General features: G+C 64.2%; 18 protein-coding genes. 5 read left to right on the forward strand and 13 right to left on the reverse strand.

The annotated features are described in order from the left end of the window. Positions 1-51: 51 nt before the first annotated feature. Positions 52-381, reverse strand: a complete 330-nt coding sequence (locus CAF70_RS06400) for a hypothetical protein (RefSeq protein ID WP_085623454.1) — start codon at positions 379-381, stop codon at positions 52-54. Positions 382-455: 74 nt separating this feature from the next. Then, positions 456-1,106 (reverse strand): DUF998 domain-containing protein, encoded by a 651-nt coding sequence (locus CAF70_RS06405; RefSeq protein WP_085623452.1) that lies wholly within the window; start codon positions 1,104-1,106, stop codon positions 456-458. A gap of 183 nt (positions 1,107-1,289) precedes the next feature. Between CAF70_RS06405 and CAF70_RS06410 the strand changes: the two genes are divergently transcribed. After that, positions 1,290-2,039 carry a FadR/GntR family transcriptional regulator gene (locus CAF70_RS06410; protein WP_085623450.1) on the forward strand — a complete coding sequence of 250 codons (750 nt, stop codon included), beginning with the start codon at positions 1,290-1,292 and terminating at the stop codon, positions 2,037-2,039. 170 nt (positions 2,040-2,209) lie between these two features. Here CAF70_RS06410 and CAF70_RS06415 read toward each other — a convergent pair whose 3' ends face one another. The 11 genes from CAF70_RS06415 to CAF70_RS06465 all read right to left on the reverse strand — a co-directional run bounded on the left by CAF70_RS06415 (position 2,210) and on the right by CAF70_RS06465 (position 14,955). Then, positions 2,210-3,790, reverse strand: coding sequence for an aldehyde dehydrogenase (NADP(+)) (locus CAF70_RS06415; RefSeq protein ID WP_085623448.1), 1,581 nt, complete (start codon positions 3,788-3,790; stop codon positions 2,210-2,212). 193 nt (positions 3,791-3,983) lie between these two features. Beyond that, entirely contained in the window at positions 3,984-5,537 is a 1,554-nt protein-coding gene (gene garD / locus CAF70_RS06420; protein ID WP_085623446.1) for a galactarate dehydratase, read from the reverse strand. 75 nt (positions 5,538-5,612) lie between these two features. After that, positions 5,613-6,974, reverse strand: coding sequence for an MFS transporter (locus tag CAF70_RS06425; protein WP_085623444.1), 1,362 nt, complete (start codon positions 6,972-6,974; stop codon positions 5,613-5,615). A gap of 104 nt (positions 6,975-7,078) precedes the next feature. Continuing rightward, a complete protein-coding gene (gene kdgD, locus CAF70_RS06430; RefSeq protein ID WP_085623442.1) occupies positions 7,079-7,990 on the reverse strand; it encodes a 5-dehydro-4-deoxyglucarate dehydratase in 912 nt (303 codons plus the stop codon). Positions 7,991-8,440: 450 nt separating this feature from the next. After that, positions 8,441-9,250: a gamma-glutamyl-gamma-aminobutyrate hydrolase family protein gene (locus CAF70_RS06435; protein WP_085623439.1), complete on the reverse strand. Its 810-nt coding sequence runs from the start codon at positions 9,248-9,250 to the stop codon at positions 8,441-8,443. A gap of 419 nt (positions 9,251-9,669) precedes the next feature. Beyond that, entirely contained in the window at positions 9,670-10,452 is a 783-nt protein-coding gene (locus tag CAF70_RS06440; RefSeq protein ID WP_085623437.1) for an amino acid ABC transporter ATP-binding protein, read from the reverse strand. Positions 10,453-10,474: 22 nt separating this feature from the next. Then, complete coding sequence (locus CAF70_RS06445) at positions 10,475-11,719, reverse strand: FAD-binding oxidoreductase (protein WP_085623435.1); 1,245 nt, start codon at positions 11,717-11,719, stop codon at positions 10,475-10,477. 16 nt (positions 11,720-11,735) lie between these two features. Next, entirely contained in the window at positions 11,736-12,446 is a 711-nt protein-coding gene (locus CAF70_RS06450) for an ABC transporter permease (protein ID WP_085623433.1), read from the reverse strand. After that, positions 12,443-13,162 (reverse strand): ABC transporter permease, encoded by a 720-nt coding sequence (locus CAF70_RS06455; RefSeq protein ID WP_085623431.1) that lies wholly within the window; start codon positions 13,160-13,162, stop codon positions 12,443-12,445. The genes CAF70_RS06450 and CAF70_RS06455 overlap by 4 nt, the downstream gene beginning before the upstream one ends. Positions 13,163-13,307: 145 nt before the next feature. After that, the gene (locus tag CAF70_RS06460; RefSeq protein WP_085623429.1) at positions 13,308-14,060 is read right to left on the reverse strand and encodes a transporter substrate-binding domain-containing protein; all 753 of its coding nucleotides are present in this window, start codon (positions 14,058-14,060) and stop codon (positions 13,308-13,310) included. Positions 14,061-14,082: 22 nt separating this feature from the next. Further along, a complete protein-coding gene (locus tag CAF70_RS06465; protein ID WP_085623427.1) occupies positions 14,083-14,955 on the reverse strand; it encodes a MurR/RpiR family transcriptional regulator in 873 nt (290 codons plus the stop codon). A gap of 143 nt (positions 14,956-15,098) precedes the next feature. Here CAF70_RS06465 and CAF70_RS06470 point away from each other — a divergent pair, with 143 nt between their 5' ends. The 4 genes from CAF70_RS06470 (at position 15,099) to tpx (ending at position 19,786) form a co-directional block, all read left to right on the forward strand. Then, a complete protein-coding gene (locus tag CAF70_RS06470) occupies positions 15,099-16,124 on the forward strand; it encodes an Ldh family oxidoreductase (protein WP_085623425.1) in 1,026 nt (341 codons plus the stop codon). Positions 16,125-16,349: 225 nt separating this feature from the next. Beyond that, on the forward strand, positions 16,350-17,546 hold the full coding sequence (locus CAF70_RS06480) for an amino acid aminotransferase (protein WP_085623421.1): 1,197 nt from the start codon (positions 16,350-16,352) through the stop codon (positions 17,544-17,546). A gap of 292 nt (positions 17,547-17,838) precedes the next feature. Further along, positions 17,839-19,119, forward strand: coding sequence for a serine/threonine transporter (locus CAF70_RS06485; RefSeq protein WP_085623419.1), 1,281 nt, complete (start codon positions 17,839-17,841; stop codon positions 19,117-19,119). A 166-nt stretch (positions 19,120-19,285) separates the two neighbouring features. After that, positions 19,286-19,786, forward strand: a complete 501-nt coding sequence (gene tpx, locus CAF70_RS06490; RefSeq protein ID WP_046615428.1) for a thiol peroxidase — start codon at positions 19,286-19,288, stop codon at positions 19,784-19,786. Positions 19,787-20,034 lie beyond the last annotated feature (248 nt).

A 20,034-nucleotide genomic window follows, 5' to 3' on the forward strand; every position in this document is an offset into this window, starting at 1 on the left:
TCGTTGAGTTGGCAGGCCCTGTGGGAGCGGACCGCTTTCTCCCGCAGGGCTTTATCGCCTTGCTACCGCATGCTGCACGCACTGCTCGTAATAGGTCTGCTTGATTGCTGCAGGCTTGAGCCGCGAGCGGCTGTTGTACGTCTGTTCGGTAATGCCGAAGGCGGTCATGCGCATCCACGGCTTGGGAAATTTGCGCACCTGCAACTTCTTGCGCGTGGCATAAAGGGTTACCCCGGAAAGCTTGGCCTGCTGGGCCTCGGCGGCTATCTGCGCGCCCCAGCCGCAAGTGTGGCGATCGTTCTGGCTCAGCGCCCGTGCCTGCACGCCGAAAGCGAGCGTGGCCAGCAGGCAGCCGGCCATCGTTGCTAGAAGTACTCGCATGTTGCTGTCCTAAGCATCTGAAGGAAAACGAAGTTTGCCTTCGCTTGAGGACGCTGGGGGCCAGCAATTTGCCGTCAGGTTGTGGCCATGAGCAACGGCTTGCCGACGGAGGTGCGCAGGCTGGCCCGGGCCAGGCTGGCGACCCAGATCACCGATACGCCGTAGTTCAGGCGCTGGTACAGGCCGAACAACTGGCCGCTTTGTGCCGCCTGAGCCATGAGCGCGACGGTGATGATCGCCAGTACAACGCAGGCCAGGGAGAACAGCGCCAGCGCCCTGGAACCGGCAATGCGGTTGCCCAGCCAGGCCCACAGAGCACTGGCCAGGGTAAGCGATAAGAACATCAGCAGGCCGCACAGGTTATGCAGTTGTTGTGACAAGGAAGGCTGTGCCGGCGCGCAACCCTGGTCGCAGGGAAACCAGCCGGTGCCCAGGCTACCCAGGCCGTGCAGCAGCACCAGCGCGGCACTCAGCAACGCCAGCTTCGAGCCGTGCCAGCGTCGTGCCAGGCCCCAGGCAAACAGCGCAAACAGTATGGCGAGGGGGAAGTTGTTGACCAGCGGCGACCAGCTCTGGGTCGGTGAACCGGTGGCGCCGAGCTGGCTCATGGCCTGTTGAAGATGGTTGTAGCCGGGATAGGCTTGGGCGGTGAACCATACGCCAACCAGCAGCCAGACGGGAATCAGCAGGCCGCTGGCGAGCAGCAGGCGTTCGAGGGGTTTCATGCGGTGGTTTCCTTCCATGGACGAGCGTGAAACCGTACAGTACAGGCTTTCGCCTGCATGGAGCCAGCCCTTCCAGGGTCGGGTGGCGGTTGCGGACGCCGACAAATACAGTATGGCGTGTATGTGATCGTACAACTGCTTGCGCTATCATGAGCACTGTCTTTCAAGGTGAACTTCAGGGCAATGACAGAGCAGCAGGTACAGGCAAAGACCCGGCGCAAGCCGCGCAGTCTGGCCCAGGAACTGGTCACGGTGCTGACCGAGCGCATTCGTAGCGGTCAGCTCAAGCGCGGCGACAAGTTGCCGACCGAATCGCAGATCATGGCCGAAGAAGGCGTTAGCCGCACGGTGGTGCGTGAAGCGATCTCGCGGCTGCAGGCAGCCGGGCAGGTGGAGACCCGCCACGGCATTGGCACCTTCGTGCTGGATGCGCCGGCCGCGGGTGGTTTCCGTATCGACCCGGCGACCGTGGTCACCCTGCGCGAAGTATTGGCGGTGTTGGAATTGCGCATTGCCCTGGAGACTGAATCGGCGGGCCTGGCGGCGCAGCGGCGCAGCGATGAAGCGCTGGCCGGCATGCGTGCGGCGCTGGACGAACTCAACGAAGGGGCGGCGCATGCCACGGATGCGGTGTCGGCGGACTTCCAGTTCCACCTGCGCATTGCCCAGGCCAGCGGCAACCACTACTTCGCCGACATCCTCAACCACCTGGGCACCAGCATCATCCCGCGTACCCGGCTGAATTCGGCTCGGCTGGCCCATGATGACCAGGCGCACTACATGAGCCGGCTGATGCATGAGCACGAGGCAATCTACGAAGCCATCGCTCGGCGTGATAGCGAAGGGGCGAAAATGGCCATGCGCATGCACCTGAGCAATAGCCGCGAACGCTTGCGTCAGGCGCATGAAGAGGCTGAGGCGCAGGGGGCCTGAGGCTGTTGTCGCCTGTACCGGCCTCTTCGCGGGCGCGCCCGCTCCCACAAGTATCACCGTGCCCTTGAGGACGAGGTGAACCCGGTGGGAGCGGGCGTGCCCGCGAAGAGGCCGGTACAGTCAAAAGAGAAGCCCCGCCATGCGCGGGGCTTTCTGGTTTCAACGGGCAATCAGATCGCGCCATCACGCCACTGGCCATTCACCAGCCGGCGCAGCCCCAGCGGGTTGCCGTCGCGCAGTGCCTCGGGCAACAGCGCCTGCGGGTAGTTCTGGTAGCACACCGGGCGCAGGAAGCGGTCGATGGCCAAGGTTCCGACCGACGTACCGCGCGCATCCGACGTGGCCGGGTATGGCCCACCGTGCACCATCGCATCACACACCTCGACACCGGTCGGGTAACCATTGACCAGGATCCGCCCGACTTTCTCTTCCAGCAACGGTACCAGCCAGGCGAAGGCCTGCAGGTCTTCCGGCTCGCCGATCAGGGTCGCGGTCAGCTGACCTCGCAGGCCAAGCAGGGCGGCGCGCAACTGGTCGTCGTCCTGCACTTCCACGGCAACGGTGGTGGGGCCGAACACTTCTTCCTGCAGCAGCGGGTCAGACTCCATCAACAAGCGGGCATCGGCCTTGAACAGCTGGGCGCGCGCCTGGCTGCCTGCCTGCGCCTGGCCGGCCAGATGCTCGATACCGGCATGCGAATGCAGGTGCTCCAGGCCGCCAATATAGCTGCGCAGGCCGCCGGCGTTGAGCATGGTCTGGCCGGCCTGCTGGCCCAGGTGCTGGCCAAGCTCGACCAGCAGTTGGCTGTACTGCGGCGACTGCAGGCCGATCACCAGGCCCGGGTTGGTGCAGAACTGGCCAGCACCCAGGCACACCGAACCGGCCAGCTCTCGGGCGATAGCTTCGCCACGCCTGGCCAGGGCGCCCGGCAGGATGATGACCGGGTTGATGCTGGACATCTCGGCGAACACCGGGATCGGCTGCGGGCGCTCGGCGGCCATACGGCACAGGGCGTCACCGCCTTTCAGCGAACCGGTGAAGCCGACAGCCTGGATGGCGGGGTGCTTGACCAGCCACTCGCCGACGCCGCCACCGAACACCATGTTGAACACGCCCTTGGGCATGCCGGTGCGCTCGGCGGCGCGCTGGATGGCACAGCCCACCAGGTCGGCGGTGGCCATGTGGCCGCTGTGGGCCTTGAACACCACCGGGCAACCGGCAGCCAGGGCCGCGGCGGTATCGCCACCGGCGGTGGAGAAGGCCAGGGGGAAGTTACTGGCTCCAAATACGGCTACCGGGCCTACGCCGATGCGCATCTGGCGCAGGTCCACGCGTGGCAGGGGCTGGCGCTCGGGCAGGGCCAGGTCGATGCGTGCACCGAGGAAGTCACCACGCCGCAACACCTGGGCGAACAGGCGCATCTGGCCGCTGGTGCGGCCGCGTTCGCCCTGGATACGGGCAGGGGGCAGGGCGGTTTCACGGCAGACGATGGCGACGAAAGCGTCGTCCAGTTCGTCCAGCTCGGCGGCAATGGCATCAAGGAATTCGGCGCGCCGCGCCGGGGCCAACTGGCGGAATTCGGTGAAGGCGCCGGCGGCGGCCTTGGCGGCCTGGTCCACTTCGCTTTCGGTGGCTTGGGCGAAGCTGTAGGGCAGGGCCTCGCCGGTGCTGGCGTCCAGGCTCTGCAGGCGCTGCGGGCCAGCTGCGCTGCGCTGGCCGGCGATGAAGTTGTGGCCGAGGATTTCAGGCATGGGTGCTCCTGTAGAGAGTAGTGAAGGAAGAAAGGAAGAGAAAGTGTTTGAGGCGTTTGCTCGGTCCCTGTGGGAGCGGGTTCACCCGCGAAGCAGGCAACTCGATGTATGGCACCGGCTTTGCCGGTGTTCGCGGGTGAACCCGCTCCCACAGGGACCGCGTTGCAATGTTGAATTGGACAAGCCCTGGGCATCAGGTAATCGGTGCCGGGTTGAACAGGGTGATGTCGTTGTGCAAGCGGTGCTGTTCGGCCCAGGTCTGCTTGCGGCCGCTGGCCACGTCCAGGTAGTAGCGGAACAGTTCCCAGCCCAGCTCCTCGATGGTCGAGCGGCCGCTGGCGATGCGCCCGGCGTCGATGTCGATCAGGTCGGGCCAGCGCTGGGCCAGCTCGCTGCGGGTGCATACCTTGACCACTGGCGCCATGGCCAGGCCGTACGGGGTGCCGCGGCCGGTGGTGAACACATGCAGGTTCATGCCGGCAGCCAGTTGCAGGGTGCCGCAGACAAAGTCGCTGGCCGGGGTGGCGCAGAAGATCAGGCCTTTGCGCTTGACCCGCTCGCCCGGGCCGAGCACGCCCTGGATGGCGCCGCTACCGGACTTGACGATCGACCCCAGCGACTTCTCTACGATATTCGACAGGCCGCCTTTCTTGTTGCCCGGTGTGGTGTTGGCGCTGCGGTCGGCGGCGCCTTGCTGCAGGTAGCGGTCGTACCAGTCCATTTCGCGTACCAGGGCGTCTGCGACCTGCTGGTTTTCTGCGCGCGAGGTGAGCATGTAGATGGCATCGCGCACTTCGGTCACTTCCGAGAACAGCACGGTGGCGCCTGCGCGTACCAGCAGGTCGGCGGCATAGCCCAGCGCCGGGTTGGCGGTGATGCCCGAAAAGGCATCGCTGCCCCCGCACTGCATACCCAGGATCAGTTCGCTGGCCGGCACGCTTTCGCGGCGGCGCTGGTCGAGTTTCTTAAGGCGGGTTTCGGCCAGGTCCATGATCTGTTCGATCATTTCCACAAAGCCCAGGCTGGCGTCCTGCAGGCGGTACAGCCACGGATCGCTGAGGTCCACCGACGGATCGTTGTCGTGCATCACCTGGTCGGCCTGCAGCTTTTCGCAGCCCAGGCTGATGACCAGGGCTTCGCCGCCCAGGTTGGGGTTGCGCGCCAGGTTGCGCACCGTACGGATCGGGATATAGGCATCGCGCGCGTTAATCGCCACGCCACAGCCATAGCTGTGGGTGATGGCCACCACGTCATCGACGTTGGGGTACCTGGGCAGCAACTCGCTGCGAATGCGCTTGACCGCATGCTCCAGCACGCCGGCCACGCACTGCACGGTGGTGGTGATGCCGAGGATGTTGCGAGTGCCAACGGTGCCGTCAGCGTTGCGGTAGCCGTCGAAGGTGAAGCCTTCGAGCGGCGGCAGCGGCTGCGGGACGGCGTTGCAGCGTGGCAGGCTGTCCAGCGCCGGGGCGGCCGGCATGGCCAGCTGGCTCTCCTGCACCCAACTGCCCTGGCGCAGGTCTGCCAGCGCGTAACCGATGACCTGCCCGTAGCGGCGCACCGGTTCACCCTTGGCGATGGCCACTGTGGCCACCTTGTGGCTCTGTGGCACGCCCTCGACCAAGGTCAGGCCGTCGGCGAAGCGGGCGCCTTCGCCCAGGCCGCCATCGTTGACCACTATCACGACATTGTCGTCGTCGTGCAGGCGGACGTAGCGGGGCGAGTCGGAATGTTCGATCAACTGCATGTTCGGGCCCTGCTTGTCAGGTTCTCAGGCTTTTGTACATCCGCCCGCGGCGGTGGCCGACGCGGGCGTGTTCTCTCAATGGCGCGAGCCGGCCAGTTCGCTGCCGGCCACTGGCTCGGCGTCAGGCTTTGGGCTTTCACGCAGCTCGATGCGCTTGATCGGGCCGACGATCACCAGGTAGCTGAACACCGCCACCAGGGCGTTGGCGCCGACATACACCAGGGCCCACTTGAACGAACCCGTGGCGCTGATGATGTAGCCGATGACGATCGGCGTGGTGATCGAGGCGATGTTGCCGAAGGTGTTGAACAGCCCGCCCGACAGCCCGGCGATCTGCTTCGGCGAGGTGTCTGCGACCACCGCCCAGCCCAGCGCACCGATGCCTTTGCCGAAGAACGCCAGGGTCATGAAGCCGACCACCATCCACTCGGCGTCGACGTAGTTGCAGAACACCATGGTGGTCGACAGCAGCAGGCCGCAGACGATCGGCAGCTTGCGCGAGAAGGTCAGCGAATTGCCGCGGCGCAACAGCCAGTCGGAGATCACCCCGCCCAGCACACCACCGATGAAGCCGCAGACCGCCGGCAGCGAGGCAATGAAGCCTGCCTTGAGGATGGTCATGCCGCGCTCTTGCACCAGGTACACCGGAAACCAGGTGAGGAAGAAGTAGGTGATGGCGTTGATGCAGTACTGGCCCAGATACACGCCCAGCAGCATGCGGCTGGTCAGCAGTTGCTTGATGTAGCCCCATTTCGGGCCGTCGTTGCCGCGCTTCTGGTCCATGTCCACCAGGCCGCCGTTCTGCTCGATGTGCTCGAGTTCGCCTGGGCTGATGCGTGGGTGTTGGCGAGGGTTGTAGATGGTCTTCAGCCATATCATGGAGAACACGATGCCCAGCGCGCCCATGACCACGAACACGTGCTCCCAGCCGAAGCTGAACACGATCCAGCCCATGATCGGTGCGAACAGTGCCGTGGCGAAGTACTGCGCCGAGTTGAAGATGGCCGAGGCGGTACCGCGTTCCTGGGTCGGGAACCAGGCCGCGACGATGCGCGCATTGCCCGGGAACGACGGGGCTTCGGCAAAACCGACCAAAAAGCGCAGGGTGAACAGCGTCACCACCGCCCAGGCTACCGGCAGGCCGCCGACAAAGCCCTGCAGCAGGGTGAACAGCGACCAGGTGAAAATGCTGAAGGCGTAGACGTTCTTGGAGCCGAAGCGGTCGAGCAGCCAGCCGCCAGGAATCTGGCCAGCCACGTAGGCCCAGCCGAAGGCGGAGAAGATGTAGCCGAGGGTCACGGCGTCGATGCCGAGGTCTTTCTGCAGGCTGGAGCCCGCGATAGCAATGGTGGCGCGGTCGGCGTAGTTGATCGTGGTCACCAGGAACAGCATGAACAGGATCAGGTAGCGCACATGCGTCTTCTTCGTCGCTTGCATGCTGGTAGTACTCCCACTAGTTATTTTTGTGCGGGCTCACGAATTGTAACCGGAGCGGGGCTGACCCACTCCGGGTGCGGCATCTGGCAGGCCGCGGGCAGCGCTTACTGCGGCCCCATCTTGTCCATCAGTGCGGCGAGTTTGTCGTACTCGTCGGCGCTGAGGTCGGTAAGCGGAGTACGCACCGGGCCGGCGTCGTAACCGGCGATTCTGGCGCCGGCCTTGACGATGCTCACGGCGTAGCCGGCCTTGCGGTTGCGGATATTCAGATAAGGCAGGAAGAAGTCGTCGATCAGCCTGGCCACGGTGGTGTGGTCGTCGCGGGCGATCGCGTTGTAGAAGTCCATGGCGGTCTTTGGCACGAAGTTGAACACGGCGGAGGAGTACACCGGCACGCCCAGCGCCTTGTAGGCAGCAGCATACACCTCGGCCGTAGGCAGGCCACCCAGGTAGCTGAAGCGGTCGCCCAGGCGGCGACGGATCGACACCATCAACTCGATGTCACCGAGGCCGTCCTTGTAGCCGATCAGGTTCGGGCAGCGCTCGGCCAGTTTTTCCAGCAGGTCGGCGTTCAGGCGGCAGACGTTGCGGTTGTAGACGACGACGCCGATGGTTACCGATTTGCACACCGCTTCGACATGGGCGGCGACGCCTTCCTGGCTGGCTTCGGTCAGGTAGTGCGGCAGCAGCAGCAGGCCCTTGGCACCCAGGCGCTCGGCTTCTTGCGCGTATTCGATGGCCTGGCGAGTGGAGCCGCCGACGCCGGCGAGGATGGGGACCGAGTTGGCGCAGGTGTCGACGGCGGTCTTGATCACCTGGCTGTACTCACTGGCGGCCAGGGAGAAGAACTCACCGGTGCCGCCGGCGGCGAACAGGGCGCTGGCACCGTACGGGGCCAGCCACTCCAGGCGCTTGGCATAGCCAGCGGGGTTGAAGTCGCCTTGGGCGTTGAAGTCGGTGACCGGGAAAGACAGTAGGCCGTGGGAGAGGATGGATTTGAGTTCTTGTGGCGTCATTGTTGTTGGCATCCTGTGGCGCTTGGGTGAAGGGGGTTGTTCTGCGGTTGAGGTAAGTTATCGTACAACATGTATGATGACTAGTCCCTCCATGAGATTTTTTGTGGCGCGGTTGGGAGGAGGTGCTATTGCCTGCACTGGCCTCTTCGCGGGCTTGCCCGCTCCCACAGAGACTGCGCTGCGCTTGAGACAGTGGAGAGATTCGTGTAGGAGCGGGCGTGCCCGCGAAGAGGCCGGTACAGGCGAAAAAACGGAAGCAGGAGACACAGATCGCAGACTACTCGCGATCAGTCATCGTATCTCTATGTAGGGAAGGAAAAAACGATCGCGGAGACAGGCACAAGCCCGCCACCCGTTTCCACGGGAAGTGTTCTGGGACCAGCAGAGGGTGACCGGGGAAAACGGGGCGGCCTTGCGCCGCCCCGCGATCAAAGCAGAGGAAAGCTAGGGTCAGGCCGCGTGCTGGCGCTTGATCTGCGCCTTGCGTACCTGGGCTCGGCAAGCATCACCGAAAGCCTGGAAGATCTTGATCGAGTCCGGGTTCTTCGCCGCTTGCCACTCCGGGTGCCACTGCACGGCGAACAGGAACGGCGAAATGCTCGGAGCATGAATTGCCTCGACCAGGCCGTCTTCGGCGTGGGCGATGGCCTCGATGCCGGCACCGAGCTTGTGCAGCCCTTGGCCATGCAGCGAGTTGACGCGAATCTCGTCGGTACCCAGGGTTTCACGCAGCCAGCTGTCCGGCTTGATCTTCACGCCGTGCACCTGGGCGTATTGCACCTCGACCGGGTCTTCCGGGTTTTCCCGGTGGTCGTTGAAGCCTGGCTCGGCGTACACCTTCTGGTAGATGTCGCCACCCAGGGCAACGTTGATTTCCTGCATGCCACGGCAGATGCCGAAGATCGGCAGACCACGCTTGATTGCTGCCTTGACCAGCGGGATGTCGAACAGGTCGCGGTTCTGGTCCTGGCCTTTGCCGGGGGTCTGGTTCTCCTGGCCGTACAAGGCCGGATCGATGTTGCTGCCGGCGCCGGTCAGGTACACACCGTCGGCCATGTCCAGATAGGTCTCGAGGTCCTCGATGCCGCAGCAGGTGGGCACCAGTACCGGGACGCAATCGGAAAACTCGACCAGCGGGGTGATGTATTTGTGGGTCATGACCTGGTAGTCATGGCCTTTGCGCTCTTGGCTGCCCATGGTCATCAGGACGACGGGTTTGCGCAGGGAAGGTTGCTTGTTGCCAATGTTGCTGTTGGACATATGTCACCTTGGGACAGGTTCGGCCTGTCGTTGTTGTGCAGGTGCACGGCGCGGGGCCTTGGGTGCAGCCTGTAGCCCCGAGCACTGCCGGCTCGTCGGAGGCGACGATTCCGGTCGGGGCTTGTAGATAGCTTGCCAGAGCCGTTCGATATGTCAAACGACGGAACAGGGCTTTGTGGCCGGGAATACGCCGGTTTTCAAGGGCTGAAACCGGTGCAGGCCCGTGGTGGCGAGGGTTTGGTGGGGGTTAAGGTCAATAATATTTAACGATGCAGTTGGGTCTTTGCAGCGGTGCAATGAAGGTGTCGCCTGTTCCGGCCTCTTCGCGGGCATGCCCGCTCCCTCAGGTTGATCACCGGTCCGAAGGCCTAGGTGATCCTGTGGGAGCGGGCGAGCCCGCGAAGAGGCCGGAACAGGTGTCAGTGCAGTATTTGCGCCAGGAACCCCTTGGCCCGCTCGGTACGCGGCTGGTTGAAGAACACCTGTGGCGGGCTGTCTTCGATGATCTGCCCGCCCTCGAGGAACAGCACCCGCTCGGCCACCTGGCGGGCAAAGCCCATTTCATGGGTGACGCAGAGCATGGTCATGCCGGTGCCGGCCAGCTGCACCAGCACATCCAGCACCTCGGCGACCATTTCCGGGTCCAGCGCCGAGGTGGGCTCGTCGAACAGCATTATCCGCGGCTTCATGCACAGTGCCCGGGCAATAGCCACGCGCTGCTGCTGCCCGCCAGACAACTGACTGGGGTATTTGTGCGCCTGGCTTTCGATACCAACCTTCTTCAGGTACATGCGCGCCCGCTCTTCGGCATCCTTGCGCGACAAGCCGCGCACGCTGGTGGGGGCCAGCAGGCAGTTGTCCAGCACGCTCATGTGCGGAAACAGGTTGAAGTGCTGGAACACCATGCCGATATCGCTGCGCACCTGCGCCGCTTCGCGGCTGGTGGCCGCCAGGTCGATGCCATCTACCTTGATGCTTCCCTGCTGGGCCACTTCCAGGCGGTTGATGCAGCGGATCAGGGTCGACTTGCCCGAGCCGGACGGCCCGCACAGCACGATGCGTTCGCCTTCGCGCACCTGCAGGTCGATGTCGCGTAGCACGTGGAATGCGCCGTAGTGCTTGTTCAGGCCTTCGATGCGGATCAGCACCGGGCGCGGGTCGGGTTCGGGGGCAAGGGTGGCAAGGCTCAGTGGTGCGGTCATCTTGTTGTTCTCCCGCAGGGGTTCAGTCGAAACGGGTCGCGCTGTAGGGCGCGGGGTCGGTGAAGGGGCGTTCGCCGGTGACCAGTTCGGCCACCAGCCGGCCGCTGACCGGGCCCAGGGTGAGGCCGTGGTGGGCGTGGCCGAAGTTGAACCACAGCCCCGGGTGGCGCGGCGCCGGGCCGATCACCGGGCGCATGTCGGGCAGGCATGGGCGACGACCCAGCCAAGGGGTGTCGTCCAGGCGCTCGCCCAGGGCAGGGAACAGCTTGCGCGCCAGCGCTTCGCAGCGGCCCAACTGGATCTGGTTGCCCGGCGCGCTGCTGGCGTCGAACTCGATGCCGGTGGTCAGGCGCACGCCGCGGGCCATTGGCGCCAGCACGTAGCCGCCCTGGGTATCACAGATAGAGTGCTCCAGTTGCGCACCGTCACGGGTGCTGTAGTGCATGTGGTAGCCACGTTTGATCGCCAGCGGGATCTGGTAGCCCAGGCCGTTGAACAGGTCGGCCGACTGCGGGCCGAGGCACGCCACCACCTCATTGGCGGTAATCGGGCCGCGGCGGCTGTCTACCCGCCACTGGCCGTCGACCTGGCGCAGGCTGCGTGCATCGCCATGCAGGAACTGCCCGCCGCGTTGCATGAACAGGGTGGCGTAGCCGCGGGTGAGGGCACCGGGGTTGTTCACGGTCTTGGGGTCGAGCCAGTGAATGCCACCGACCACGCTGGCGTCCAGCTGGTGCTCGCGGGCCTGCAACTGCCCGCATTCGAGGATTTCGAACTGCAGGCCATAACGGGCGAGGCCCTTGGCGTCGGCCTTGGCCTGCTCGAACAGTGCCGGCTCACGGAACACTTCGATCCAGCCTTTGGCCTGTACCAGCCCTTCCAGGCCGGCGGCAGTAATGAAAGCGTCGTGCTCTTCGACGCAGCGCTGCACCAGCGGCAGCATGTCGGCAGCAGCACCGGCCAGGCGCCCGGGGGCCGACTGGCGCCAGTAGCGCCACAGCCACGGGGCGGCCTTGGGCAGGTGTAGCAGGCTGTAGCGCACATCGGGCTGGCGGTTCAGGCCGTAGCGTAGCAGCGCGCCCAGTTGCCGGGGGAAGGCATAAGGGATCACACTGGAGCGCTCGATCAGCCCGGCGTTGCCGTGGCTGGTGCCGCTGCCCGGTTCGTCGCGGTCGATCAGGGTCACCTGGCGCCCGCGGGCCTGCAGGTGCAGCGCGGTGCTGACGCCGACGATGCCGGCGCCGAGGACAAGGGTCTGGCAATGCATGGAGCGTATCCTTCGGTCAGTTCAGGTGGCGGCCCAGGCGGGCTTCCAGGTGTTTCAGCAGGCGCCGCACCAGTTCGACGATCAGCAGATAGAGCACGGCGGCCCACAGGTAGATCTGGAAGTCGAAACTGCGCGAGAAAGCCAGTTTGGTCACGCCCATAAGGTCGTAGATGGTCACCAGCGAGGCGATCGCGCTGGCCTTGATCATCAGGATCAGTTCGTTGCCCAGCGGGCCGATGGCCACCAGCAGCGACTGCGGCAGGATCACCTTGAAGAAAGTGGTCGAGCGCTTCAGGTTCAGCGCCCGTGCCGCCTCATGTTGCCCGGGGGCGACGGCCATCAGGCTGCCGCGGAAGATCTCGGCCTGGTAGGCGGCGGTATTCAGGGTGAACGCCAGCAGGGTGCAGAACCACGCCTCGCGGAAGAACCACCACAGGCCGACGTCCTGCCAGAAGCCCTTGAGCGAGCCCAGGCCGTAATACAGCAGGAACAGCTGGGCCAGCAGCGGCGAGCCGCGGAAGAAATACACGTAGCCAGCGGCCATGCGCTGCAGCAGCAGGCTGCGTGACATGCGCGCCAGGGCCAGCAACAGGCCGAGCACGGCACCCAGGCTGAAGGAAATCGCCACCAGTTTGGCGGTTACCAGCAGGCCATCGAGAAAGCGCGGCCCGTAGCGGTCGAGCAGCTCGGGGTCGAGGACCAGCGCCAGCAGTTGTTCGAAGCTCATGCGCGTGCTCCTTGCAGGTGGCGGTTGCTGCGCCGTTCGATGAAGGCGAACACCCGCCCGGAAAGTGCGGCGAACAGCAAGTAGCCCAGGCAGGCGACGCCATAGAAGAACATCGGCTCCTTGGTCACGCTGACCGCCAGGTTGGTCTGGCGCATCAGGTCGACCAGCGAGATGGTGGATACCAGCGAGGTGTCCTTGAGCAGCGACAGCCAGTTGTTGGACAGGCCGGGCAGGGCGATGCGGGTCAGTTGCGGCAGCAGCACCTTGAAGAAGCCGGTGCGCTTGCTCAGGCCCAGCGCCGAGCAGGCTTCGAGCTGGCCCTTGGGCAGGGTCTTGAAGGCGGCCAGCCAGATCTCGCTGGAAAACGCGGCGAACACCAGGCTGAAAGCGATCATCGCGGCGAGAAAGGTATTGATCAGGAACTCACCCTGGTAGCCCATGGCCGCGAGGATCTTCTGCGCCGCGATCTGGCAGCCGTAATAGATGATCAGCAATGTCAGCAGTTCGGGCAGGCCCCGGAACACAGTGGAGAAGGTGGTGGCCCAGGCCCGCGGCAAGCGCTTGCGCGAGCGTGCGGCGAGGGCGACAACCAGGCCCAGCGGCAGGCCGATGGGCAGGCAGGCCAGGGCCAGGGACACGGTGACCAGCGCGCCGGCCAGCAGCGCCTGGCCCCAGCCTCCGCTGGCGAAGGACAGCAAGGACAATTGATCGAGCATGACGAACACCTTGTGTTGACCTCACCGGCCCCATCGCCGGCAAGCCAGCTCCCACAGGTACATCTCTGTTCTTCAGGTCAGTGAGCAACCTGTGGGAGCTGGCTTGCCGGCGATAGGGCCCGGCCAGGCAATGAGGGCTTGAAGATCAGTTGTAGATATCGAAAGCGAAGTACTTGCTGGCGATCTTCTGGTAGGTACCGTTGGCCACGATCTGTTGCAGTGCAACGTTCAGGCGCTGGCGCAGGGCTTCATCGTCCTTGCGCACGGCAATCGCGGCATCGGCCTTGGTGTCGGCGACATCGCCGAGGATCTTGCAGCAATCCCCGCCGTTCTTGGTCATCCACTCGTGCAGCGGGAATTTGTCGGCAATCACGCCGTCCAGGCGGCCCGCGGCCAGGTCGGCATTGGCTTCGTCCATGGTCGGGTAAAGCTTCACGTCGGCACCTGCCTTGGCGTAGACGTCTTCGGCGTAGATGGCCTGGGTGGAGGACGACTGGGCGCCAACGGTGTAGCCGTCGAAGTTGGTCTGGGCGTCGCTGATCTTGCTGTCCTTGGCCACGGCGACGGTCAGCGGGGTGCGGTAGTAGTGGTCGGTGAAGGCGATCTTCTTGCGCCGTTCTTCGGTGTTGATCATCGACGCGACCACTGCGTCGTACTTGCGTGCCATCAGTGCCGGGATGATGCCTTCCCAGTCCTGGGCCACCAGCGTGCACTCGACCTTCATCTGCTCGCACAGGGCATGGGTGATGTCGATGTCGAAGCCGTGCAACTGGTTATTGGCGTCGACATAATTGAAGGGCGGGTAGGCACCCTCGGTGGCGAAGCGCAGGGTTTCGGCACTGGCGGCACCCGACAGCAGCAGGGCGCACGCACCCACCAAGGCCATGGTCTTGTTCATATCGCACCTCATTGCACTCTTGCTATTGTTGTTTTCCCGTCGACCACGAGGTGTAGCCGACGAATTCGTTATGTAGAGCGGCAGTTGCTTCCAAGCGTTTTTCAACATCCGGTCCGAGCTTCTTGCAGACCTCGTTGACCATCAGGTGCACCCACGACAGCATGGTCGAGGTGGACTCCCAGAACAGGTTGAACTCGGTGGGGATGCGGAACACCTCGTCGGCGTTGGCATCCGCCCAGTCACAGAAGGGGTCGGTCACCAGGGTGACCGCTATGCCAGCCTCGCGCGCCTTCTGGCACAACAGCAGGGCATGGCGGGAATAACGGCGGGCTTCGAACACCACCAGGGCGCTGTCTTCGGCGCGTCCCAGCAATACTTCGCCAAAGTGCCCGGCACCGATATCGACCAGTTGCACGCCATCGCGCAGGTACTGCAGCAGGTGGCTCATGCACATGGCGATGCCGCGCTCGGTCTGGAAACCGGCGATGAACACCCGCTGCTTGCTCGCCAGGCGCTGCGCGACGCAGTGCCAGGCGCTGCTCTGGCGATACTCGTGCACGCGCACCAGGGCGGCGATTTCCTGCTCCAGGCTGCCGGCGTTGTCACTGCCGTCCTGGTTCTGGCGGTAATCTTGCAGGCGGTCACCTACCAGCCACGGGCCATCGCCCAGGTCGTTTTGCAGGTCTTGCTTCAACGCCTTGAGGTGGGCATAACCCAATGAACGGCAGAAGCGGCCAACACTGGATTCGCTGACACCCAGCTTGACGGCGATGCTGGCCGAGGTCTGGAACGGCAGTTCGTGCAGGTTGGCGAGCATGTAGCTGGCGATCTTGCGGCCCGAAGCAGCGGCCCCTTCGAGGCTGTTTTCCAGGCGTTGCTTGATCGGTTGGCTCATGCTGCGGCTCCAGAGGTAAGGCTTGTGAAAGAAAATGGCTGTTTTCTGTCATCAAGTCAACATTTGACAGATAGCTGTCACATGCAGGAAAGTTTTTGTCGTTGCAACGCTGTAGCCATTCCAATTCCAACAAGGAGCTTCAGATGTCCGCACCTTCCACCAGCACCGTCGTGCGTGTGCCTTTTATCGAGCTGCAGGGCCTGTTGCAGAGCATCTTCCAGCGCCATGGCTGCAGCGACAGCGTGGCCCGGGTGCTGGCCTACAACTGCGCCAGCGCCCAGCGCGATGGTGCGCATAGCCATGGGGTATTCCGCATGCCCGGTTATGTCTCGACCCTGGCCAGCGGCTGGGTCGATGGCCAGGCCACGCCGGAGGTCAGCGATGTGGCGCCCGGTTATGTTCGTGTCGATGCCGCGGGCGGCTTTGCCCAGCCTGCGCTGGCGGCGGCCCGTGAATTGTTGGTAGCCAAGGCGCGCAGCGCCGGTATCGCCGTACTGGCGATCCACAACTCGCACCACTTTGCCGCGCTGTGGCCGGATGTTGAGCCATTTGCAGACGAAGGCCTGGTGGCCCTGAGCGTGGTCAACAGCATGACCTGCGTGGTGCCGCACGGCGCCCGCAAGCCGCTGTTCGGCACCAACCCGATCGCCTTCGCCGCACCTTGCGCCGAACATGACCCGATCGTCTTCGACATGGCCACCAGCGCCATGGCCCATGGCGATGTGCAGATTGCCGCCCGCGCTGGCCAGCAGTTGCCGGAGGGCATGGGGGTGGATGCCAATGGCGAGCCGACCACCGACCCCAAGGCGATTCTGGAGGGCGGTGCTTTGCTGCCATTTGGCGGGCACAAGGGCTCGGCCTTGTCGATGATGGTGGAGTTGCTGGCGGCGGCGCTGACCGGCGGGCATTTCTCCTGGGAGTTCGACTGGTCGGGGCACCCGGGGGCGAAGACGCCATGGACCGGGCAACTGATCATCGTCATCGACCCGAGCAAGGCCGAGGGCGAGCGGTTTGCCCAGCGCAGCCGCGAGCTGGTGGAGCAAATGCAGGCGGTGGGGCTGACGCGCATGCCGGGCGAGCGGCGTTACCGCGAGCGCGAGGTGGCCGAGGAGGAGGGGGTGGCGGTGACCGAGCAGGAGTTGCAAGGCCTGAAGGAGCTGCTTGGCTGACCCGGCCTCTTCGCGGGCACGCCCGCTCCCACAGGGGCATCACAGGTTCCGGATATTGTGCATGACCTGTGGGAGCGGGCATGCCCGCGAAGAATCCAGCACAGATCTTGAGCCATGCAATGTTGCATAGACAACCTTGCACAATAGTTGATGTTCCTGAGCCCGCACTCCGGTTATGCTCAGGGCTGCCTTTTCGAACTGTCCTGATCCAAGGAGCTGCACGCTGTGTTCAAACATGTCGATGCCTATGCCGGCGACCCGATCCTCTCGTTGATGGAAACCTTCAAGGCCGACCCGCGCGCCGACAAGGTCAACCTGAGTATCGGCCTGTACTACGATGAGGCCGGCGTGGTGCCGCAACTGGCGGCTGTGGATGCGGTGGAAAAACGCATCGCCGGCCAGGACCACGAAGCCTCGCTGTACCTGCCGATGGAAGGCCTGGCCAGCTACCGCCAGGCGATCCAGGCGCTACTGTTCGGCGCCGACCACCCGGCCGTGACCGGCGGGCGCGTGGCTACCGTGCAGACCGTGGGCGGTTCCGGCGCACTGAAAGTCGGTGCCGACTTCCTCAAGCGCTATTTCCCGCAGTCCGAAGTCTGGGTCAGCAACCCGACCTGGGACAACCACCGCGCCATCTTCGAAGGCGCCGGCTTCAAGGTGCACACCTACCCGTACTTCGACCAGGCCACCCGTGGCGTGGACTTCGACGGCATGCTGGCCACCCTGCAGACCCTGCCGGCCAACAGCGTGGTGCTGCTGCACCCGTGCTGCCACAACCCCACCGGTGCCGACCTGGAACAGCACCAGTGGCAACAAGTGGTTGAAGTGGTCAAGGCACGTCAACTTATCCCGTTCCTCGACATCGCCTACCAGGGCTTCGCCGAAGGCCTGGTGGAAGACGCCTACGCCATCCGCGAAATGGCCCGCGCCGGCGTGCCGTGCCTGGTCAGCAACTCGTTCTCGAAGATCTTCTCGCTGTACGGCGAGCGGGTCGGCGGCCTGTCGGTGGTCTGCGACGATGACGCCACTGCCCAGAGCGTGCTCGGCCAGCTCAAGGCAACCGTGCGCCGCAACTACTCCAGCCCGCCCAACTTCGGCGCCCAGCTGGTCGCTGGCGTGCTCGGCGATGCCGCCCTCAATGCCCAGTGGGCCGAGGAAGTCGAAGTGATGCGCAAACGGATCCTCGACATGCGCCAGGCGCTGGTCGATGCCCTGGCCGTGCTGCTGCCAGGCCAGGACTTCCAGTTCTTCCTGCGCCAGCGCGGCATGTTCAGCTACACCGGCTTCAGCGTCGAGCAGGTGCGCCGCCTGCGTGACGAGTTCGGCGTGTACCTGATCGACAGCGGCCGCGTATGCATGTCCGGCCTGCGCCCGGCCAACCTGCAACGGGTTGCCGAAGCGTTCGCTGCTGTACAGAAATAAGACCGCACGGGGCCGCTTTGCGGCCCTGTCGCCGGCAAGCCGGCTCCCACAGGAACAGCGCGTGGCTCAAGGAGTCCGCGGTCGGTGTGGGAGCTGGCTTGCCGGCGACACTGCATGGCAGCCCCTGATTGCAACCTGCTTGTAAAGACAAGTGCAACCGTCTCTCGGATAGGGCTTCGCAAGTGCAACCTTTCCGTGCACAATCGCGCTCCCTTTTTCGGTTGAGTTGGGCGAAACGTCTATTTCGCCATTCTCAGCCTGTTGCAGTCTTGCGAGTGGAGCTTCACCCGGAATGAATGAGCAGGCCCCAAGCGTTGAACAACGCTTTGCAGAATCGACCCCCGCCACCCTCGGCAGCTGGTCGCGTCACGACACCACCTGGATGCTGGGCCTGTTCGGCACAGCGATCGGCGCCGGAACCTTGTTCCTGCCGATCAACGCCGGCCTTGGCGGCTTCTGGCCGTTGCTGATCCTGGCCTTGCTGGCCTTCCCGATGACCTATTTCGCTCACCGCGGGCTGACCCGTTTTGTCCTGTCCGGGCGCAATGGCGGCGATATCACCGAAGTGGTCAAGGAGCATTTCGGCAGCACCGCCGGTGCATCGATCACCGTGCTGTACTTCTTTGCGATCTTCCCGATCCTGCTTATCTATAGCGTGGCACTAACCAACACCGTGTCCAGCTTCATCGAGCACCAGCTGCACATGCAGCCGCCGCCGCGCGTGATCCTGTCGTTCGTGCTGATCCTCGGCCTGCTGGCCATCGTGCGCTGCGGGGAGCAGGCCACGGTCAAGGTCATGAGCCTGCTGGTGTACCCGTTCATCGTTGCCCTGGCGTTGCTGGGCCTGTACCTGGTGCCGCACTGGACCGGTGGCATTCTCGACAGCGCCGCCCAGGTGCCGCCGACCTCGGCGTTCCTGCACACCCTGTGGCTGGCGATTCCGGTGATGGTGTTCTCGTTCAACCACTCACCGATCATCTCCGCCTTTGCCGTCGACCAGAAGCGCCGCTACGGCGAGCATGCCGATGAGCGCAGCGGCCAGATCCTGCGCCGTGCCCACCTGCTGATGGTGGTGATGGTGCTGTTCTTCGTGTTCAGCTGCGTGCTCACCCTGAGCAGCGCCCAGCTGGCCGAGGCCAAGGCGCAGAACCTGTCGATCCTGTCGTACCTGGCCAACCACTTCAGCAACCCGACCATCGCGTTCGCTGCGCCGCTGATTGCCTTCGTGGCCATCGCCAAGTCGTTCCTCGGCCACTATATCGGCGCCAGCGAAGGCCTGAAGGGCATCCTCGCCAAGGCCGGTGCACGCCCTGCGGCCAAGACCCTGGACCGGGTGGTTGCCGCGCTGATGCTGGTGGTGTGCTGGATCGTCGCCACCCTCAACCCGAGCATCCTCGGCATGATCGAGTCGCTCGGCGGGCCGATCCTCGCGGTGCTGCTGTTCCTGATGCCGATGTACGCCATACGCCGCGTGCCGTCGATGCGCAAATACAGCGGTGCTGCCTCCAACGTGTTCGTGGTGGTGGTTGGCCTGGTTGCGCTGACCTCGGTGGTATACGGCCTGCTGGGCTGATACGCCGCCTGCTGTGACGAATGCCCGGGTCGCTTGTCGCCACCCGGGCATTTTTTTGTCCACAGGAATTGTCCGGCAATAGAACAATTTCACCAGCCCCATAGGCACCCGGGCGCCTTCGTGCTTAACTCATTGTCCTTTTCAAACCCCGCATAAGGATTTCGTCATGGCTCAAGTGACTCTCAAAGGCAACCCGGTTCAGGTCAAAGGCGAGCTGCCGAAAACCGGCGCCCAGGCGCCGGCTTTCTCCCTGGTCGGTGAAGGCCTGGCTGACAAGTCGCTGAAAGACTACGCCGGCAAGCGCAAGGTGCTGAACATCTTCCCGAGCGTCGACACCCCGACCTGCGCTACCTCCGTGCGCAAGTTCAACGCCCAGGCCAACGATGTGGCCAACACCGTGGTGCTGTGCATCTCTGCCGACCTGCCGTTCGCCCAGGCGCGCTTCTGCGGCGCCGAAGGCCTGGACAACGTGAAGAACCTGTCGACCCTGCGTGGCCGCGAGTTCCTCGAAAACTACGGCGTGGCCATCGCCGATGGCCCGCTGGCCGGCCTGGCCGCCCGTGCCGTGGTGGTGCTGGACGAAAACGACAAGGTGCTGCACAGCGAGCTGGTTGGCGAAATCGCTGATGAGCCGAACTACGATGCGGCGCTGGCTGTACTGAAGTAAGAGTTGTGTGGGGCAGGGCGGGCATCTTTAGTCTGTACCGGCCTCTTCGCGGGTAAACCCGCTCCCACAGGTGCAGTGCAGTACCTGTAGGAGCGGGCAAGCCCGCGAAGAGGCCACCCCAGGCAATACCCTGTAAACGGCCCGGAACCATTTCCGGGCCGTTTTCATTTAAAGTTCAACCCCTTGGCAACGTCAGGCAAAGGTAAACCTCTGGTAAAGGCGCTTTGCTAAAACAATGCCAGTGCTTA

Origin of the sequence: Pseudomonas sp. B19(2017) (assembly GCF_002113165.1) — a bacterium.
GTDB lineage: Bacteria > Pseudomonadota > Gammaproteobacteria > Pseudomonadales > Pseudomonadaceae > Aquipseudomonas.

Coding starts and splice junctions, on each gene's coding strand:
- kdgD (WP_085623442.1), bottom strand. CDS start 7,990: ATGACGCCACAAGAACTCAAATCCATCCTCTCCCACGGCCTACTGTCT.
- CAF70_RS06485 (WP_085623419.1), top strand. CDS start 17,839: ATGAATGAGCAGGCCCCAAGCGTTGAACAACGCTTTGCAGAATCGACC.
- garD (WP_085623446.1), bottom strand. CDS start 5,537: ATGCAGTTGATCGAACATTCCGACTCGCCCCGCTACGTCCGCCTGCAC.
- CAF70_RS06445 (WP_085623435.1), bottom strand. CDS start 11,719: ATGCATTGCCAGACCCTTGTCCTCGGCGCCGGCATCGTCGGCGTCAGC.
- CAF70_RS06435 (WP_085623439.1), bottom strand. CDS start 9,250: ATGTCCAACAGCAACATTGGCAACAAGCAACCTTCCCTGCGCAAACCC.
- CAF70_RS06410 (WP_085623450.1), top strand. CDS start 1,290: ATGACAGAGCAGCAGGTACAGGCAAAGACCCGGCGCAAGCCGCGCAGT.
- tpx (WP_046615428.1), top strand. CDS start 19,286: ATGGCTCAAGTGACTCTCAAAGGCAACCCGGTTCAGGTCAAAGGCGAG.
- CAF70_RS06425 (WP_085623444.1), bottom strand. CDS start 6,974: ATGCAAGCGACGAAGAAGACGCATGTGCGCTACCTGATCCTGTTCATG.
- CAF70_RS06415 (WP_085623448.1), bottom strand. CDS start 3,790: ATGCCTGAAATCCTCGGCCACAACTTCATCGCCGGCCAGCGCAGCGCA.
- CAF70_RS06405 (WP_085623452.1), bottom strand. CDS start 1,106: ATGAAACCCCTCGAACGCCTGCTGCTCGCCAGCGGCCTGCTGATTCCC.
- CAF70_RS06440 (WP_085623437.1), bottom strand. CDS start 10,452: ATGACCGCACCACTGAGCCTTGCCACCCTTGCCCCCGAACCCGACCCG.
- CAF70_RS06460 (WP_085623429.1), bottom strand. CDS start 14,060: ATGAACAAGACCATGGCCTTGGTGGGTGCGTGCGCCCTGCTGCTGTCG.
- CAF70_RS06400 (WP_085623454.1), bottom strand. CDS start 381: ATGCGAGTACTTCTAGCAACGATGGCCGGCTGCCTGCTGGCCACGCTC.
- CAF70_RS06450 (WP_085623433.1), bottom strand. CDS start 12,446: ATGAGCTTCGAACAACTGCTGGCGCTGGTCCTCGACCCCGAGCTGCTC.
- CAF70_RS06470 (WP_085623425.1), top strand. CDS start 15,099: ATGTCCGCACCTTCCACCAGCACCGTCGTGCGTGTGCCTTTTATCGAG.
- CAF70_RS06455 (WP_085623431.1), bottom strand. CDS start 13,162: ATGCTCGATCAATTGTCCTTGCTGTCCTTCGCCAGCGGAGGCTGGGGC.
- CAF70_RS06465 (WP_085623427.1), bottom strand. CDS start 14,955: ATGAGCCAACCGATCAAGCAACGCCTGGAAAACAGCCTCGAAGGGGCC.